The 17,847-nt window shown below is 70.5% G+C and carries 13 protein-coding genes; 5 read left to right on the forward strand and 8 right to left on the reverse strand.

The annotated features are described in order from the left end of the window. Positions 1–19: 19 nt before the first annotated feature. The 3 genes from BMY74_RS08035 to BMY74_RS08045 are packed head-to-tail and all read left to right on the forward strand — an operon-like array spanning position 20 to position 3,653. Positions 20–2,464 carry an ABC transporter permease gene (locus BMY74_RS08035; RefSeq protein ID WP_143091486.1) on the forward strand — a complete coding sequence of 815 codons (2,445 nt, stop codon included), beginning with the start codon at positions 20–22 and terminating at the stop codon, positions 2,462–2,464. A 20-nt stretch (positions 2,465–2,484) separates the two neighbouring features. Continuing rightward, complete coding sequence (locus tag BMY74_RS08040; protein ID WP_245785972.1) at positions 2,485–3,060, forward strand: ABC transporter ATP-binding protein; 576 nt, start codon at positions 2,485–2,487, stop codon at positions 3,058–3,060. After that, on the forward strand, positions 3,036–3,653 hold the full coding sequence (locus BMY74_RS08045; RefSeq protein WP_245785973.1) for an ATP-binding cassette domain-containing protein: 618 nt from the start codon (positions 3,036–3,038) through the stop codon (positions 3,651–3,653). Before BMY74_RS08040 ends, BMY74_RS08045 begins: the two co-directional genes overlap by 25 nt. 54 nt (positions 3,654–3,707) lie before the next feature. Here the strand turns inward: BMY74_RS08045 and BMY74_RS08050 are convergent, their stop codons facing one another. Both BMY74_RS08050 and BMY74_RS08055 read right to left on the reverse strand, forming a co-directional pair. Beyond that, a complete protein-coding gene (locus BMY74_RS08050) occupies positions 3,708–4,154 on the reverse strand; it encodes an Lrp/AsnC family transcriptional regulator (RefSeq protein WP_089911942.1) in 447 nt (148 codons plus the stop codon). Continuing rightward, the gene (locus BMY74_RS08055) at positions 4,151–5,272 is read right to left on the reverse strand and encodes a M24 family metallopeptidase (protein ID WP_089911945.1); all 1,122 of its coding nucleotides are present in this window, start codon (positions 5,270–5,272) and stop codon (positions 4,151–4,153) included. The genes BMY74_RS08050 and BMY74_RS08055 overlap by 4 nt, the downstream gene beginning before the upstream one ends. 104 nt (positions 5,273–5,376) lie before the next feature. Between BMY74_RS08055 and BMY74_RS08060 the strand changes: the two genes are divergently transcribed. Further along, entirely contained in the window at positions 5,377–6,321 is a 945-nt protein-coding gene (locus BMY74_RS08060; protein WP_089911949.1) for a 5'-3' exonuclease, read from the forward strand. A gap of 22 nt (positions 6,322–6,343) precedes the next feature. Here the strand turns inward: BMY74_RS08060 and BMY74_RS08065 are convergent, their stop codons facing one another. Beyond that, positions 6,344–8,260, reverse strand: coding sequence for a CHAP domain-containing protein (locus BMY74_RS08065; RefSeq protein WP_089911952.1), 1,917 nt, complete (start codon positions 8,258–8,260; stop codon positions 6,344–6,346). A 381-nt stretch (positions 8,261–8,641) separates the two neighbouring features. Here BMY74_RS08065 and BMY74_RS08070 point away from each other — a divergent pair, with 381 nt between their 5' ends. After that, entirely contained in the window at positions 8,642–9,964 is a 1,323-nt protein-coding gene (locus BMY74_RS08070) for an FG-GAP-like repeat-containing protein (RefSeq protein WP_177229628.1), read from the forward strand. Between the two features lie 39 nt (positions 9,965–10,003). Here the strand turns inward: BMY74_RS08070 and BMY74_RS08075 are convergent, their stop codons facing one another. The 5 genes from BMY74_RS08075 to htpG all read right to left on the reverse strand — a co-directional run bounded on the left by BMY74_RS08075 (position 10,004) and on the right by htpG (position 17,831). Then, complete coding sequence (locus BMY74_RS08075; RefSeq protein WP_177229629.1) at positions 10,004–11,173, reverse strand: GNAT family N-acetyltransferase; 1,170 nt, start codon at positions 11,171–11,173, stop codon at positions 10,004–10,006. Positions 11,174–11,210: 37 nt separating this feature from the next. Next, the gene (locus BMY74_RS08080; protein ID WP_089911961.1) at positions 11,211–12,209 is read right to left on the reverse strand and encodes a hypothetical protein; all 999 of its coding nucleotides are present in this window, start codon (positions 12,207–12,209) and stop codon (positions 11,211–11,213) included. Positions 12,210–12,258: 49 nt separating this feature from the next. Then, complete coding sequence (locus BMY74_RS08085) at positions 12,259–12,963, reverse strand: DUF4333 domain-containing protein (RefSeq protein ID WP_089911964.1); 705 nt, start codon at positions 12,961–12,963, stop codon at positions 12,259–12,261. A gap of 96 nt (positions 12,964–13,059) precedes the next feature. Beyond that, positions 13,060–15,801, reverse strand: coding sequence for a DEAD/DEAH box helicase (locus tag BMY74_RS08090; RefSeq protein ID WP_089911968.1), 2,742 nt, complete (start codon positions 15,799–15,801; stop codon positions 13,060–13,062). Between the two features lie 188 nt (positions 15,802–15,989). Further along, complete coding sequence (htpG, locus tag BMY74_RS08095) at positions 15,990–17,831, reverse strand: molecular chaperone HtpG (protein ID WP_089911973.1); 1,842 nt, start codon at positions 17,829–17,831, stop codon at positions 15,990–15,992. Positions 17,832–17,847: the final 16 nt, after the last annotated feature.

Genomic DNA, 17,847 nt, shown 5'->3' on the forward strand with positions numbered 1-17,847 from the left:
CTCCGGTTAGCGTGCGCTGGTGCAGTTGCCGTGGAGAGCCGCGCCCCGGGCAGCGCTGTCGAGTCCGCTCACGTTGCTGGTGAGCATCGCGACGACGTTGCTGCTGGGCTTCGTCGTGGCCGCGGCCGCACTGCACTCCTCCGCCGCGGGCAGTGCCGCGCTGGCCTACCAGCAGAGCCGCATGTGCTCCCAGTCCGTGCACCCGTCGCTGGACGGGGACGGGCTCCCGCTGCCGACGGCCGTCTCGATGGCCGCGCGCAGCGACGTGGGCGGCGCGTACACGCGGATCGGCAGGCCCGACTTCAACGGCATCGCGACCTGGGGCCGGTTCGGCTACCGGCCGGACGCGGCGGCACACCTGACCGTCGTGCAGGGCGGCGGCACCGGGCTCTGGGTGCCGCAGACGATCGCGACCGCCGCGAAGGTGCGGGTGGGCGATCGGCTCACCGGGTCGCTGCTGGTCGTGAGCGCGATCTACGCCGACCTCGCGCAGCCCGTGTCCGGGTGGTGGTGCTCCGAGGCGAAGACCGTGGTGCCGAACCCGCTGGGCGGCGACGGCGCCAGCACGTCGGTGATCTGGGTGGCCTCCCCCTCGGACCTCTCCGCGCTGCCCGACGAGTTCTCCTCGGGCGCCACGGTGTCGCTGCGGTTCCTCGCCGAGCCCCCGGCGACGCTCGGCGAGGCGGAGGCGCTGCGGGACGGCGGGAACGCGCGGCTCGCGGCGCTCGGGCTGCCGTTGACGCGGACGGACCTGCTGACCGGCGCCATCGCCGCGGCGCGGACCTCGGAGCGCAACGTCTCGTCCGCGCTGCTGCCGTTGGTGATCATCAGCGTGCTGGTCGGGCTCGCGGGCGTGGGCACCGTGACCGTGCAGTGGGCGCAGCGCCGGCACTCCGAGCTGCGGCTGCTGTGGGTGCGCGGGGCGAGTCCGCTGGCGCTCGGTTTCCGCGGCGTGCTGGAACTGGGGTTGCCGCTGGTCCTGGGCGGTCTGCTGGGCCTGGTGGCCGCGCGGCTGCTGCTGCGGCTGTACGCACCGGGGGTCGTGCTGGCTCCCGGAACGTTGTGGCTGGCGCTCGGTTTCGTGCTGGCCGTGGTGCTGCTGAGCCTGGCGGTGACGGTGCTGGTGGCGTCGTGGCGGGTGCACCGGACGTTCCAGAAGCAGGCGCGGACGCGGCGCCTCGCGTGGGTGCCGTGGGAGTTGATCGTCGCCGGACTGGCCGTAGTGGCGTGGATCCGCCTGTCCCACAACGGGCTGGGCACCGCGCTGAAGGCCGGGACGCTCCCGCGCGTGGACGTGGCCGCGTTGGCGTTCCCGCTGCTGGTGGTGCTGACGGCGGCGTTGCTCGCGACCCGGCTGCTGCGCTGGTCGCTCGGGTGGTCGCACCGCGTGCAGTGGTGGCAGGTCCCGGCCGCGCAGCTGGCCCTGCGCCGCCTCGCCGCGGCCGCCGGCCCCGTGACGGGCGTGCTGCTCGTGGGCGTGCTGGCGGTCGGCACGATCGCCGTCGGCAGCGCGGTGGCGGGCGCGCAGCAGTCGGCGCTGGACTCGAAGTCGGGCGTGTTCGTCGGCGCCAACAGCACGGTGCAGGTGTCGCAGGACGTCGCTCTCGGCCGGATCCCGTTGCCGTCTTCGTTGCAGGGCACCACAACGCTCGTCGGAATGAGCACGGGTGCGCTGGTCGTGGACCCCGCGACGTTCACCGACGCGGCCGTCCTCGACGACGCCGACGAGGTGCGGTCGCTGCTGTCCGGTCTGCGGCGGGACGGCGAGGTCGCGCCCGCCGTGCGCATCGGCCGGTCGCCGGACCAGGAGATCCAGGTGCCCGGACTGCCGCTGCTCAAGCCCGTGGCGTCGCTGCCGTCGTTCCCCAAGCTCGGCACGCGCGGCTACGTGCTGAACCGCGAGTCGGTGCCGGCCGTCGAGCAGGTCGGCTCGTGGCACCTGTGGTCGTCGCTTCCCTTGTCCGCCTTGACTTCGGCGCTGCAGGCCGAGGGCATCCACTACACGAACGTCGCCGACCGCGCCCGCGTGCTGGACGGCCTGCCGTTCCTGACCGTCGAGTGGACCTTCGGCTTCGTGGCGGCGATCGGCGTCGTGCTGGCCGTGGTCGCCGCCGTGGCACTGCTGCTGGCCGTCGAGGTCCGCCGCCGCCAGAACGCCGTCTCGGGCGCCCTGTCGACCCGCATGGGCATGCGCCCGTCCGTGCTGTGGTCGAGCCACCTGCTCGAAGTGGGCGCGCTGGCGTTGCTGGCACTGGGGATCGGCTCGGTCGCGTCGTTCGTGAGCGCGGGGGCGGCCGTGCCGCGCCTCGACCCCGCGCCCTGGCTGAACCCGGCGCCGGTGTTGCCGGACCTGGTGCCGTTGCTCGGTTCGATGGTCACCTGCGGCGCCCTCGTGGTCGTCGTGGCGGCCTGGCTGGCTTTGCGCGGTGTGCGCACCGCGCGGATGGGAGAACTGCTCAGGTGATCCGCGCTTGTGGCGTCGGGGTGTCCTACGGTTCCGTGCGCGCCGTCACGGACGTGTCGCTGTCGATCGCCCCCGGCCTCACCGTCCTGTCCGGGCCGTCCGGCTCGGGCAAGTCGACGCTGCTGCGGGTGCTCTCGCTGGTCGAACGGCCGTCCGCCGGCGAGGTGTTCGTCCGCGACGTGCCGACGTCGTCGCTGTCGTGGTCGGAGCTGCGCACGTTGCGGCGCAGGGAGATCGCCGTGGTGTTCCAGAACCCGGCCGACAACCTGATCGCGCACCTGACCGTCGGCGAGAACCTCCGGGCGGCCGGCGCCGGCGACTTCTCACTGCTGGACCGGCTCGGGCTCGGCGGGTCCGCGACCTGGCGGATCGGCGCGCTCTCCGGCGGGCAGCAACAGCGGCTGGCGTTCGGGTGCGCGTTGGCGCGTGGCGCTTCCGTCGTCGTGGCGGACGAACCGACCTCGCAGCTCGACGTGCGTTCGGCCGACCTCGTGCTGGAGACGCTGGGATCGCTGCCGGTGCCGGCCGTCGTGGCGTCGCACGACCCGCGGCTGGTGTCGCTCGCGGACCTGTGCATCCCGCTGGCCGCGTCGTGATCCGCGCGGACGGGGTGCACCGGGCGTTCGGCGGGGTCTCCGTGCTGCGCGGGGTGGACCTCGCCGTCGCCGCCGGTGAGCTGGTGACGCTGAGCGGGCCGTCCGGGTCCGGCAAGACCGCGCTGCTGTCGCTGTTGTGCGGCTTCGACCTCCCGGACAGCGGGTCGGTGCTGCCGGGGCGGGCCTCGTGGTCGGCGTGTGCCGTTCTGCCGCAATCGCTGGGCCTCGCGTCCGAGCTGACGCTGGAGGAGAACGTGGCCCTGCCGTTGCGGCTGGCCGGGCGCGAGGTCGCCGGCGTCTCGGAGCTGCTGGCGGAGCTGGGCATCGCCGGACTGGGCGACCGGTATCCGGGCGAGGTGTCGTTCGGGCAGCAGCAGCGGGCCGCGCTGGCCCGCGCCGTGGTGGCCGGGCCCGCCGCGTTGCTCGCCGACGAGCCGACCGCGCACCTGGACGCCGTCAGCGCGGTGGCCGCGGTCGGGTTGCTGCGGCGGGTCGCCGACGAAGGGGCCGCGGTGCTGATCGCCACCCACCACGACGCCGTGCACGAGGTGGCCGACCGGGTGCTGGTCCTGGCCGACGGACAGGTTCGCTGACACGGGCGAGGTGTGCCCCTCGCCCGTCACAGCTCGCCCGTTGTAGCGCGACTGTCAGACCGCGGGCGGGCGGTCCTCATACGGCGTCGAGAGCACCACGGTCGTGCGGGTCGACACGTTCGCGGACTCCCGGATCTTCTGGAGGAGCTCCTCCAGCGCCACGGGCGAGCTGACGCGCACGCGCAGGACGTACGAGGCGTCACCCGCCACCGAGTAGCAGGCCTCGATCTCCGGGAGGTGCTCGAGGCGCTTCGGGTAGTCGTCCGGCTCGGACGGGTTGATCGGGAACAGCGAGATGAACGCGGACATCGGCAGGCCGATCTCCGCGCCGTCCAGGCGGGCCGCGTAGCCCTTCACGATGCCGCGCTGTTCGAGGCGCTTCACGCGTTGGTGCACGGCCGAGACGGACAGGCCCACGCGCTCGGCCAGGTCGGTGAAGCTGCACCGGCCGTCCGAGGCGAGTTCCTTCAGTATCGCTCTGTCGATCTGCTCGAGGGTCAAAGCACCACCAGGTCGTGAGGTCGGTTGTTGAAGGACTCGACGCCGTCCGGGGTGGCGACCACGATGTCCTCGATGCGCGCGCCCCAGCGGCCGGGCAGGTAGATGCCGGGCTCCACGCTGAAGGCCATGCCCGCCTCGAGCGGCAGGGAGTTGCCGCTGACGATGTAGGGCTCCTCGTGCACGTCCAGACCGATGCCGTGGCCGGTGCGGTGGACGAAGAACTCGCCGAAGCCCGCGTCCGCGATCACGGTGCGGGCGACGTTGTCGATCTCCTCACAGGTCACGCCCGGCTTGACGGCCTCGACGGCCGCCTTCTGCGCCGCCTGGAGGACCGCGTAGGTCTCCCGGACGTCGTCGTAAGTGGGCTCGCCCATCACGTAGGTGCGGGTCGAGTCGGAGTTGTAGCCCTCGGCGACCGGGCCGCCGATGTCGATGACGACGACCTCGCCCGCCTGCACCACGCGGTCGGAGTCGCGGTGGTGCGGGGACGCGCCGTTCGGGCCGGAGCCGACGATCACGAAGTCGGCGACGGTGTGGCCCTCCTCGACGATCGCGGCGGCGATGTCGCGCGCCACCTCGCGCTCGGTGCGGCCGACGCGCAGGAACTCGCCCATGCGCGCGTGCACGCGGTCGATGGCCTGGCCGGCCTTGCGCAGGGCGTCGATCTCGGCGGCGTCCTTGCGCATGCGCAGCTCGCGGATGATCGGCCCGGCCAGCGACTGCTCGCCGCCGATCGCGTGGCCGAGCTTGATGGTGTGCAGGGCGGGCATCATGTCGGCCACAGCCGTGCGGTTGCCCTTGAGCGCGGCCTTGACCAGCGCGTACGGGTCCTCGCCGTCGACCCACGTGACGACCTCGACGCCCAGCTCGTCGGTCGGGATGGCCGCGTAACCCGGCTGCTCCAGCTTCGGCACGACCAGCGTCGGCGTGCCGCCAACGGGCAGCGCGAGGCAGGTGAGGCGCTCGAACGAGTCGCCACCGGCACCGATCAGGTACCGCAGATCCGAGCCGGGCGAGATGAGGAGGGCGTCGACGCCCGCCTGCTCGGCGGCGGCGGAAGCGCGGTCGAGTCGCGCACGCAGCGCGGACACGTCGATGGGCCCGGTGATCGTTGCCATGGTCGAAGCCTAGTGCGTTGCCCGCTCCGCCCGCCGGGCGCGTTCACCACCCCCGGCGCGCCTGGCGGGCACGGGCGGCCCACGCCCTAGTAGCTTGTCCGTTCGTGAGCTCTCCCCTGGTGCTGCTCGACTCCGCGAGCCTCTACTTCCGGTCGTACTACGCGCTGCCGGACTCGATGACCGCGCCCGACGGCACGCCGGTCAACGCCGTGCGCGGGTTCGTCGACACGATCGCCCGCGTCATCACCGAACGCGGCGCGGCCCGCCTGGTGGCCTGCCTCGACGCCGACTGGCGCCCCGAGTTCCGCGTGAAGGCGCTGCCGTCCTACAAGGCGCACCGGGTCGCCGAGGACGCGGCCGACGGCTCCGAGGAGGTCCCGGACACGCTGACGCCGCAGATCCCGATCATCCTCGACGTGCTCGACGCCGCCGGCATCTGCACCGGCGAGGCCGCGGGCCACGAGGCCGACGACGTGATCGGCGCCCTGGCGCACCGCGAGACCAGGTCGCCCGTCGAGGTGGTCACGGGCGACCGCGACATGTTCCAGGTCGTGCGCCACGAGCCCACGCCCGTGCACGTCGTCTACGTGGGCCGCGGCTGGAACAAGGCGGAGGTCCTCGGCCCCGAGGAACTGGCGGCCAAGTACGCGCTGCCCGTCGAGAACGCGGGTTCGGCGTACGCCGACATGTCCGTGCTGCGCGGCGACCCCTCCGACGGCCTGCCGGGCGTGGCGGGCATCGGCGAGAAGACCGCCGCGAAGCTCATCACCGAGTTCGGCTCCCTGGACGCCGTCCTGAAGGCCGTGACGGACCCGATGGACCGCAAGCTCACCACCAAGGCCCGCAACGCGCTCATCGCGGCCGAGGAGTACCTGGCGGTGGCACCGGTGGTCGTCCGCACCGCGCTGGACGCGCCCGTCGTGCTCGACCGGTCCGACGAGGTGCCGCGGGTGCCGGCCGACCCCGAGCGGCTGCGCGAGCTCACGCAGCGCTGGGGTCTCGGCAGCTCGGTGCCGCGCCTGGTGAACGCGATGGAGCGGCGCGCCTGACGTTCCAGGCGCGCCGCCATCGTCAGGCGAACGTGTCCGGATATCCCGCGTCGACCGCGGGCGACACGACCGACGTCCAGGTGGTGCCGTCGAACCTGTCGCACAGGACGTTGCTGCCCGCGCCGACCCGGCGGCAGTAGGACACCGTGCCGTCCTTGTTCGTGAGCCAGGCACGGTCCGAGGCATAGCCCCAGTCGCCGTGCCCGGTTCCCACGGACCGCCAGCCGTTCGGCGTCAGCACCGTGCAGACCAGCGACTGGTAGCTCTCGGCGCCGGCACGACCGCACAGCGCGGGACCGTCCTTGGTCGAGAGGTACGCGCGGTTGTCGGGATAGGCGGTGTCGACCTGCGGTGAGGTGGAGCTCGTCCACGTCGCGCCGTCGAACCGGTCGCACATCACCCGCCCGCCGTCACCGACCCGGCGGCAGTACGACACCGTGCCGTCGGTGTTCGTCAGCCACGCGCGGTCCCCGTAGCCCCAGTCGCCACGGCCGGACGTGACGGACACCCACCCGTTCGGCGTCGAGACCGTGCACACGAGCGCCTGGTGGTTCGGGTCGCCGGCCCGTCCGCACAGGGCCGGGCCGTCCTTGGTCGCGAGGTAGGTCCGGTTGTCGGGGTAGCCCACGTCGGTCTGAGGTGAGGTCGAACTGGACCACGCCGTGCCGTCGAACCTGTCGCACCGCACGCGGCCACCGTCACCGACCCGGCCGCAGTACGAGACGGTGCCGTCGAGGTTCACCAGCCACGACCTGTCCGCTGCATAGCCCCAGTCCCCGCCACCGGACGTCACCGACCTCCAGCCGGACGACGTGAGCACCGTGCACACCAAGGCCTGGTAGGTGTCGCCACCGGCACGCCCGCAGAGCGCCGGGCCGTCCTTCGTGGCGAGCACGCCGCGGTTCTCCGGATAGCCGGCGTCGATCTGCGGTGAGGTGGTGCTCGACCAGGTGAAGCCGTCGAACCGGTCGCACATCACCCGTCCGCCGTCACCGACGCGACGGCAGTAGGAGACGCTGCCGTCCGCGTTCGACAGCCAGGTGCGGTCCGCCAGGTAACCCCAGTCGCCGGCGCCTGTCGATGCCGAGGACCACCCAGTCGCAGTGCGCATCGTGCAGACGAGGGCCTGGTGGTGCTGGGCGCCCGCACGCCCGCACTGCGCCGGACCATCCTTTGAGGACAGATACGCCCGGTCCGCGGCGTTCTGGTTCGTGCTGACCCGCTTGGTCGACGGTGGGGACGTGCCCGCGGAGTTCCGGGCCACGACGGCGTAGTTGTACGACTGGCCCGGCGACACCTGGGCGTCGAGGTGGCCGGTTCCGCCGACCGTCGCCAGCAGCGCACCGTCGCGGTACACCTGGTAGTCACTCGCGCCGGCCGCCGCGCTCCAGGACAGGTTCACCCGCGAGCCGTGAGCCAGAGCGGTGATCATCCCTGGGGGATTCAGCGCGAGCGGCGGGGCGACGACGTCCTTGAAGTGGATGAACCCGGTCGGGTAGTAGCCGCCGGGGGTCAGCTTCTTCCAGTGGAAGTTCCCGCCGTAGTTGTCCTCGGAGATGATCACGTAGCCCGGTCCGACCTCCTCGACGCAGGCGACGTGCCCGTAGGCGCCGGAACCGTTCGAGTTGCGGTCCCACCACGCGATGGACCCGACCGCAGGAGTGCCGTTGACGGCGACGCCGTACTGGCGAGCGCGGTGCCCCCACTGGTACGCGTCCCCATGACCACGCAGGTAACTCGCGTCCGCTCCGTTGTTGATGAGGCGGTACGCCGCGTAGTTGGTGCAGTTGTGGCCAGGATCCATGCCCCAGTAACGCGTTCCGCTGTTCGCCGCGTACCCGCCATCACCGCGACCGATGCTCGCGCACCCCTGATACCCGGTGCACAGCGTGGTCGAGACCGCGTTCGCCGGGGGAACGGCGAGACCGGCCAGTGCCATAGCGAGCACCGCCAGCAGAACGAACCGTCTTCGCAGTACACGAGCAATGCGCACGACCGACTCCTGTTCCCGAGAGCAACAGCCTTCTGTCGTGCGGACACTCCCGTCGGTTAACGCCACAGCTCACGATCACACGAACCGCCCAACACACTTGCACGGAAGAAAACTCTCAGTCGACACCGTGAGCGCACGGTCCACCCGACATGAGCAAGTCCACCACCCGGGAGGACTTCCACTTTTTGTCCACAAGGGACCATTCCCGACCGATGAGCATAACCGTTGTTACGATTGAACTTCTACCTCCGATAGACGCACATGAATCGACGACGAAGACGACTCTTCAGCATCGCAAGCCTCCTCACCCTGTTGGCCTCGTTGCTCGTGTCCATTCCCGCATCGGCGCTGGGCAACGACTACCCGTGGCCGAGCGCCAACATGAACCAGTTGTCACCGCTGCGCTTCAACTATCGCAACTGCACGGACTACGCGGCATGGACGCTGAACCGGCAGCTCGGCGGTTCCACGAGCGACATCCGGTTCAACTGGAACAGCATCCAGGCGAACAACAGCGGCCACGCCAGGGACTGGCGGCAGGGCGCGATCAACCGGGGCAAGCCCGTCAACGACACGCCGAGGCGTGGCGCTGTCGCCTGGTGGGGTGCGAGCCACGGCGGCGGGTACGGGCACGTCGCCATGGTCGCCGAGGTGCGCGACGGCGGGAACACCGTGGTCGTGCACGAGTACAACCGCAGCAACACCGGCGTGTTCGGCACCCGTGCGCTCACGAGGTCCAACGGCTGGCCAGAGGCGTTCCTGCACATCGCGGACCTGCCGGGCGCGGACGTGAGTGGCGACGGCCGCGCCGACCTGGTCCTCGTGGCGACCGGACCGACCGGTTCCGGCCGCACCGAAGCCCACGTCCTCGACGCGGCCACCGGCTACTCCACGTGGTACTCGCACTGGGCGACCGCCGCCGGGTACACCAGCGCGGCCAGCGACAAGCACCTCGTCGGCGACGTCAACGGCGATGGGAGGTCAGACCTGGTCATCGTCGGCACCGGCCCCACCGGCTCCGGTCGCATGGAGGCGCACGTCCTGGACGGCGCGACCGGCTACTCGACCTGGCTCGCACACTGGGCGACCGCGGCCGGCTACGGCAACTCCTCGACCAGGTACGGCCTGGGTGACGTCAACGGCGACGGCCGGGCGGACCTGGTGCTCATCGGTACCGGGCCGACGGGCTCCGGCCGCACTGAGGCCCACGTCCTCGACGCGGCCACCGGCTACTCGACGTGGCTTGCCAACTGGGCGACCGCAGCCGGGTACAGCGGCGCGCCGACGGATCGTCACCTCGTCGGTGACGTCAACGGCGACGGGCGAGCCGACCTCGTCATCGTCGGCACCGGGCCCACCGGATCGGGCCGCACCGAGGCCCACGTCCTCGACGCCGCCACCGGGTACTCCACCTGGATCGCGCACTGGCCCACCGCAGCCGGGTACAGCGGCGGTGACAACGACCGCCACGTGCTCGGCGACGTCAACGGCGACGGGCGAGCCGACCTCGTCATCGTCGGCACCGGGCCCACCGGATCGGGCCGCACCGAAGCGCACGTCCTCGACGCCGCCACCGGGTACTCCACCTGGATCGCGCACTGGCCCACCGCGGCCGGGTACGGCGACGCCACCCTCAGGTACGCGCTCTGAACTCAGGGCAGGCCTGGAGGGCCCAGGCCTGCCCTCCTGCTAGAAGAACGTCGAGCAGAGCGGCGCGACAGGGCTTGCGAACAACGCGTCCGCCTCGTCGAACCGCGCCCCCTCGATCCGGCGCGCGGCGGCGAGATCGGAGAACTTCGTGTCGCCCAGGTACACCGCGCCCAGCAGGTCCACGGGGATCGTGATGTCGGCGGGCGCGTCCACGCGTTCGACGCCGTCGGACGACACCCGGTAGCGGCCGTCGTTGGCGGGCAACAACTTGTCGTGCACCTCGATCACCACGGGCGCCGCGGCGCCGTACGCGCGGGCGGCGAGCATGCGCGGCACGTCCACCAGGCGCAGCCAGATCTGGTCGAAGACGTCCTTCGTGAACACGACGCGCGGGTCCTCGAAGAGCCAGTTGATCGGGTCGTCGAGCGCGGCGTCGACGGTGATCGTGTCGACCAGGTCGAGGCGGGTCAGGTAGATCCAGAGGTCGCGCCACGCATCGGTGTTGGCCCACGCGAAGTCCTCGACCTGCATGTGGTGCTTGAAGTCGTCGTCCTCGCTCACCTTGTAGCTGACGTAGCCGTCGTCGCCGTCCGGTCCACTGTGGACGACGGTGACGAGGTTCTCGGCCTCTCCCTTGCGGTCCTGGTGGATCGCCCACCAGCCGGGCCAGCGCGAGATCTGTCCCGGTCGGTCGAGACCGAACGCCTGGTGCAGCTCGGGCACGAGCTTGTCGGACGTGTCGGGGTCGACCATCCGCACCCTGCCGACCGGCGAACCCGGTATGACGGCCTTGCGCGCGTCGATCCGCAGGAACCGCACGCGCCCGGCGAGGCCGTAGCCGAAACGGCCGTAGATGCGTCCCTCCGACGCGCGGAGCGTCGCCACCGGGTCAGGCACAGTGGAGAGTTGCTCGCGCATTAATCCGCTCAGGACGCCACGGCGCGTGTAGTCCGCACGCACGCCTACCCGTGACACGGCCGCGTGCGGCACCACGGCTCCGCCCGGCACCACCATCGAGCTCGCGAACGTCTGGGTCGTGCCGACCATGGTGTCGCCGTCGAACGCGGCGATCACCCGGCCCGGCTCGTAGGTGCGCCTGCCGATCTCCCACTTCTCGTCGGTGGGCGGGCCCCAGTGCATCGCCCGGCGGAACAGCGTGTTGTGGGCGCGGTACTGCGCGTCGTCGGCGAGAACTCGGATGTCCGTCACGCCCGCGATCGTCGCTCAGGGCGCGGCCGAACGCACGTCAGTTTCCGAGCCGTCCCCAGACCCGCACTCTCAGCGTGCTCCACTCCGTGCGCAGCCGGACGTACTCGTCGGCCTGGGCCTTGGTGATCCGCAGCTCCGCGTCGAACCAGGTGCGCTCGTCGTTCCTGTCGCGCACCCGGAAGTTGTCACGCCATCCTTCGAACGGCTGCCACTCCTGCGCGCGTTCCGGATCCCCGTCCGGGAGCCGCACCAGGTTCCTGGCGAGCAGCAGGTCGTCCGCCTGCTCGAAGTCCTCGAAGAGCACCGAGTAGTCGTGGTCGCCGCCGGACGTGACCGGACGCCCGCGCTCCACGGTCTCCAGGTACGCGATCATCGAGTACCGGCCGGCGTACTCCCGTTCCCCGTCCCATTCGAACGGCTCCCAGCACAGGTCGTCGGTGAAGACCTCCAGCCCACCGTCGACGTGTTCTCGCGCCATACGCCTCAGACGTCGTTCGTCACCCGGCACGACGAACGACGTCGGCGGCCAAGCGAGCCCCTGGGCCACGAGCCGATCCGACTCGGCGGCGCTGATCGGTACGCGCACAGGGGATCGCGGGTTTCCCCACAGCGACCTCTTGAAGTAGTCGCTCTCGGGGACGTTGGCATCCGACCAGACGGCTGACCAGGTCCCCGTCGGGAGGAACCTCTCCCTCGTACCGTTGCCGAAGTCGCGGACCAGCACGCACGCCTTGTCCAGGTCGAAGACGTCGGAGCGGTGCGCGAACCACGCGTAGATGTTCGTCCCTTGGCCGTACGGCACCTCGTACCGTTCGGCTCGCACGTCCACGACCAGGTCCACGACCAGCTGCTCGACGTCGTCGGCCGAGATCTCGAAAACGGTCGGCTCACCGCCGTGCCGCGCCAGCAGGTCGGACGGACCCCACGCCAGTGAGCGGGTGAACGCCTCCTCGGTGCCGTCCGGCGACACCCGCACCACCGCGACCGGGCAGCGCTGCGATTCCTCGGCGCGGACGACGAAGTACTGCGAAGACACGAAACCTCCCCCAAGGTCAACTTGAGGGAGGTTATCGCGAAAACGTGGATCAGCCGGTCGGCTGGCCGACCTCGTACTCGCCGTCCTCGGTCTTGACGACGATCTTGACCTTCTTGTCCTTGCCGCCGACCTGCACCTTGCACTCGAACGAGGTGTTGGGCTTGACCTCGTTCTCACCGGAGCAGGTCGCGGCGCCGACGTCGGAGATCTTGTACTCGTCCTTCAGGATCTGGACGACGCCGTTCTGGACGGCCGTGTTGTCGAAGATCTTCTTCTTGAAGAACGCCGGCGACACGAACCCGGTGAACAGCACGCCGCCGACGAGCAGGACGACGACCACCGCGGCCACCCAGATGGCCGCGCTGGACTTCTTCTTCGGCGGCATCGGCGGGCCGTAGCCCGGCTGCTGCCCGTACGGGTTGGGCTGCTGGCCCGGCATGCCGTACTGCTGGGTCTGCTGGCCGTACGGGTCCTGGGCAGGAGTGCCGTACGGGTTCGACTGCGGCTGCTGGCCGGGCACGCCGTACTGCTGCGTCTGCTGCTGCGAGGGGTCGAAACCCGGGTACGGCTGCTGCTGGCCCGGCTGGGGCTGCGGCGGGCCGTACGGGTTCTGCCCCGGCTGCTGGGCCGGGAAGCCGCCGGACGGCGTGCCGGGAGGGAAACCGCCTCCATAGGGCTGCTGCGGCGGTTGCGGCTGCTGGCCCCAGGGCTGCTGCGGATCGTTCCCTCCGGACGGTCCGTACGGGCTGCTCATCTGTCGACCTCCGTGTGTACGACGTTGCGGCGAAATCCAATCACACCGTTGACGTCAGTCTTTACTCCGACTCGCAAAACCTTCGTCAGGCCCATGTCACATCATCGCCACAACTCCGCGCCGCAGCGCGTCGACGGCCTTGGCCGCGGCCGAACCGACGGCGTCCTGTCGGCCGACCACCTCACGGATCTGGTCCAAAAGGTCGATCACCTGCCGGCACCAGCGCACGAAGTCGCCCGCGCCGAGTTCGTTGCCCCCGGCCTCGGCGGCGCTCAGGACCTTCTCGAGCGACTCGCCGCGCGCCCACCGGTACACCGGCCAGGCGAAGCCCGGATCCGGCTGGCGGGTGATGCGCTCCAGCTTGTGGCGGCGCTCGTCGTCCTCGATCTCCGCCCACAGCCGCACGGTCTTGAGCATCGCGTCGGCCACCGGGCCCTGCGGCAGGCGGGCCTCGACGGGACCGTCGCGCCGGGCCTCGTAGACGAGCGACGAGACGACGGCGGCCAGTTCCTCCGGCTTGAGGCCCTTCCAGACGCCGCCCCGGATGCACTCGGCGGCGAGCAGGTCCGACTCGCTGTAGAGCCTGGTCAGGCGCTTGCCGTCGGCGGTGACCTCCTCGGACTCGCTCAGGTAGCCGCGCTCGCGCAGCAGCGCGCGGATGCGGTCGAACTGGCGCGCCAGCGAGTGCGTCGTCGCCGCAACCTTGCGCTCCAGCTGCTGGTTCTCGGCCAGCAGCCGGTGGTAGCGCTCTCCCCAGCGGGCGTGGTCCTCGCGCTGGTCGCAGCCGTGGCACGGGTGCGAGCGCAGGGCGCGGCGCAGCGTCGCGAGCTCCGGGTCGTCGGCCGCGGTGGTCTGCCTGCGGCCCCGCGACGGCAGGCTGATGCCCGTGTTGCGGATCGTGGACGCGAGGTCGCGCCGCGAGCGGGGCGAGCGCACGTCGACCTGCTTGGGCAGCCGGATGTGCCCGAGCACCTCGACCGGCGACGGGAAGTCGGCCGAGGTGAGACGGCCCGACCAGCGGTCCTCCGTGACGACCAGCGGCTTGGCCTCCCCCATCGGCTCGAGACCGGGGTCGACGACGACGGCGAGACCGCTGCGGCGCCCGGACGGCACCGCGATCACGTCACCCTTGCGCAGCCGTTCGAGCGACTTGGCCGTCTCGATGCGGCGCGAGTTCGTGTTCTGCTTCGCGAGCTGCTTCTCCCGGTCGCCGATGCGCCGCCGCAGCGAGGCGTACTCGGTGAAGTCGCCCAGGTGGCACGTCATCGACTCGGAGTAGCCCTCGAGCGCCTCCTTGTTGCGCTCGATGCGGCGCGCGAGGCCGACCACCGAGCGGTCCGCCTGGAACTGCGCGAACGACTGCTCCAGGATCTCGCGCGCGGACTCGGCCCCGAGCTGGGACACGAGGTTCACGGCCATGTTGTAGCCGGGCCGGAACGACGAGCGCAGCGGGTACGTGCGCGTGGACGCGAGCCCGCCGACCGCCTTCGGGTCGATCCCGGGCTGCCAGACGACGACCGCGTGCCCCTCGACGTCGATACCACGACGCCCGGCGCGGCCCGTGAGCTGCGTGTACTCACCCGGCGTGAGGTCGACGTGCGCCTCGCCGTTGTACTTCACGAGCTTCTCGAGCACGACCGTGCGCGCGGGCATGTTGATGCCGAGCGCGAGCGTCTCGGTCGCGAACACGACCTTGACCAGCCCGCGGACGAACAGCTCCTCGACCGTCTCCTTGAACGCGGGCAGCAGCCCGGCGTGGTGCGACGCGATGCCCCGCTCCAGCGCCTCCCGCCACTCCCAGAAGCCCAGCACGCCGAGGTCCGACTCGGGCAGGTCGCGGGTCTTCTCGTCGATGATCCGGCGGACCTCCTCGGTCTCCTCCGGCGAGTTGAGCCGCAGCCCGGCCCGCGCCGTCTGCGCGACCGCCGCGTCACACCCGGCACGGCTGAACACGAACACGATCGCGGGCAGCAGCGACGCGTTGTCGAGCCGCTGGATCATGTCGGTGCGCGACGGCGGCTTGAACCCGCTGTTGCGCCCGGCCCTCGCGTTGTTCGCGTTGCGGTTGCGCCCCCGGCTGAACGGCACGTGGTAGCGCGCCAGCTCCTCGGTCTTGCGCAGCACCTGCGAGTTGATCCGCGCGTGCGTCTCGTCGCCCTCGAACAGGTCGAGCATCTGGTTGCCCACCAGCATGTGCTGCCACAGCGGCACGGGCCGGTGCTCGTCGACGACCACGGTCGTGTCGCCGCGGACCGCGACCAGCCACTCGCCGAACTCCTCGGCGTTGCTGACCGTCGCGGACAGGCCGACGACCTGCACGTGCTCGGGCAGGTGCAGGATGACCTCCTCCCACACGGGCCCGCGGAACCGGTCGGCGAGGTAGTGCACCTCGTCCATCACCACGTACGCCAGTCCGTCCAGAGTGGACGAACCCGAGTACAGCATGTTCCGCAGCACCTCGGTCGTCATGACCACGACCGGCGCACCGCCGTTCACGCTCGTGTCGCCGGTCAGGAGGCCGATGTTCTCCGCCCCGTACCGCGCGGTGAGGTCGGCGAACTTCTGGTTGCTCAACGCCTTGATCGGCGTCGTGTAGAAGCACTTGCGGCCCTCGGTCAGCGCGAGGTGCACGGCGAACTCGCCCACCACCGTCTTGCCGGCACCGGTGGGGGCGCAGACGAGCACTCCGTGACCGTCCTCCAGGGCCTCGCAGGCCTGGCGCTGGAACGGGTCCAGCTCGAACGAGATCACGGACAGGAAGTCGGTCAGCTTGGGCCGCTGGGCGTTGCGCCGGGAGTGGGCGTAGGCCTCGGCCGGGGACCGCGAAGCACTTGACACCCCTCCAGGCTTTCACATCACACCGACAATCGCCGCCGACATTGATTAACTTCAGGTTGCACTGAAGCTATTGAGTCGGCTGTCAAGCAAAAGGCCTGATCAGGGCGTTGCCGAGGGGAAGAGTGGCGCAAGAGCTTGGGGGGCGCGGCGGGTGCGTCCGATCCCGCACCCACCGCGCCCCACCTGCGTCAGAACGTGCGCTGCACCCGGTCCGCGACCAGCTTCACGAACCGCGACGGGTCCGCCAGCTCGCCGCCCTCCGCCAGCAGCGCCAGCCCGTGGACGAGCTCCGCCGCGTCGGCGAGCGACTCCCGTTCGCCCGCCGCGAACGCCTGGTGCAGGCCCTCGACCAGCGGGTGCGACGGGTTGAGCTCCAGGATCCGCTTGATCTTCGGCAGCTCCTGGCCCATGGCCTTGTACATCTTCTCCAGGGTCGGAGTGATGTCGTAGGAGTCACCGACGACGCACGCCGGCGAGGTCGTCAGGCGCGACGAGAGGCGGACCTCCTTGACGGTGTCCTCCAGCTGCTCCTTCATCCACGTGAGCAGGTCGGAGAACTCCGCGGCCTTGGCCTCGTTGGCCGACTTCTCTTCGTCGGTCTCGAGGTCGACCTGGCCCTTGGCGACGGACTGGAACGTCTTGCCGTCGAACGCGGGAACGGAGTCGACCCACATCTCGTCGATCGTGTCGGTGAGCACGAGGACCTCGAAGCCCTTGGCGCGCAACGCCTCCAGGTGCGGCGACTTCTCGACGGCGACGCGCGAGTCGCCGGTCATGAAGTAGATGTGCTCCTGGCCCTCCTTCATGCGCGAGACGTACTCGGCGAGGGTCGTGAGCGACTCCTCCGAGTGCGTCGAGGCGAAGGAGCAGACCTCCAGGATCGCGTCGCGGTTGTCCGCGTCGGACAGCAGGCCCTCCTTCAGCGCCGCGCCGACCTCGCCCCACAGCTTCGCGTAGTCGTCGGGGCGCGAGGACTGCAGCGACTTGATGGAGGAGAGGACCTTCTTCACCAGACGGCGGCGCATCAGCTGGATGTGGCGGTCCTGCTGCAGGATCTCGCGCGAGACGTTCAGCGACAGGTCCGCCGCGTCGACGACGCCCTTCACGAAACGCAGGTACTCGGGCATGAGCTCGGCGCAGTCGTCCATGATGAAGACGCGCTTCACGTAGAGCTGCACGCCGCGCTTGCCGTCGCGCATGAACAGGTCCATCGGCGCCTGCGCGGGCAGGAACAGCAGGGCCTGGTATTCGAACGTGCCCTCCGCCTGCATGCGGATGGTCTCGAGCGGCGCGTTCCAGTCGTGGCTGATGTGCCGGTAGAACTCGGCGTACTCCTCCTCCGTCACCTCGGAGGCGGGGCGCGCCCACAGGGCCTTGCGGGAGTTGATCTCCTCGCCGCCCAGGCGCACCGGCCAGGTGATGAAGTCCGAGTAGCGCTTGACGATCTCCTTGATCTTCGCCGGCTCGGTGTAGTCCGGCAGCCGGTCCTCGTCGTCGGACGGCTTGAGGTGCAACGTGACCGAGGTGCCCTGGGGCGCGTCGTCCACGTCGTCGATCGTGTACGTGGCCTCGCCCGTGGACTCCCAGCGCACGCCCTTCTCGGCGTGCGGGTACTTCGTCACGAGGGTGACCTTGTCCGCCACCATGAACGACGAGTAGAAGCCGATGCCGAACTGGCCGATCAGGTCCGAGCTCGACGACTGCTGTTCCTTGAGCTGCTTCAGGAACTCCGCGGTGCCGGACTTCGCGATGGTGCCGATGAGGCGCACGACGTCCTCGCGGGTCATGCCGATGCCGTTGTCCCGCACCGTGAGCGTGCGCTCGGCGGGGTCGGATTCGATCACGACGTGCAGGTCGTCCACGTCGACCTTCATGTCCTTGTCGCGGAACGACTCCAGCCGCAGCTTGTCGAGCGCGTCGGAGGCGTTCGAGACCAGCTCGCGCAGGAACGTGTCCTTGTTCGAGTAGATCGAGTGGATCATCAGCTGCAGCAGCTGACGCGCCTCGGACTGAAACTCCAGCGTCTCCATGAATCCCTACCGAAGA

It is taken from the genome of Lentzea albida (genome assembly GCF_900111005.1).
GTDB lineage: Bacteria > Actinomycetota > Actinomycetes > Mycobacteriales > Pseudonocardiaceae > Lentzea > Lentzea albida.

Bases quoted from the DNA above. Each gene is read 5' to 3' on its own strand.
- BMY74_RS08085 (WP_089911964.1), bottom strand. From the start codon at position 12,963: ATGAGCAGCCCGTACGGACCGTCCGGAGGGAACGATCCGCAGCAGCCC.
- BMY74_RS08065 (WP_089911952.1), bottom strand. From the start codon at position 8,260: ATGGCACTGGCCGGTCTCGCCGTTCCCCCGGCGAACGCGGTCTCGACC.
- htpG (WP_089911973.1), bottom strand. From the start codon at position 17,831: ATGGAGACGCTGGAGTTTCAGTCCGAGGCGCGTCAGCTGCTGCAGCTG.
- BMY74_RS08055 (WP_089911945.1), bottom strand. From the start codon at position 5,272: ATGGCAACGATCACCGGGCCCATCGACGTGTCCGCGCTGCGTGCGCGA.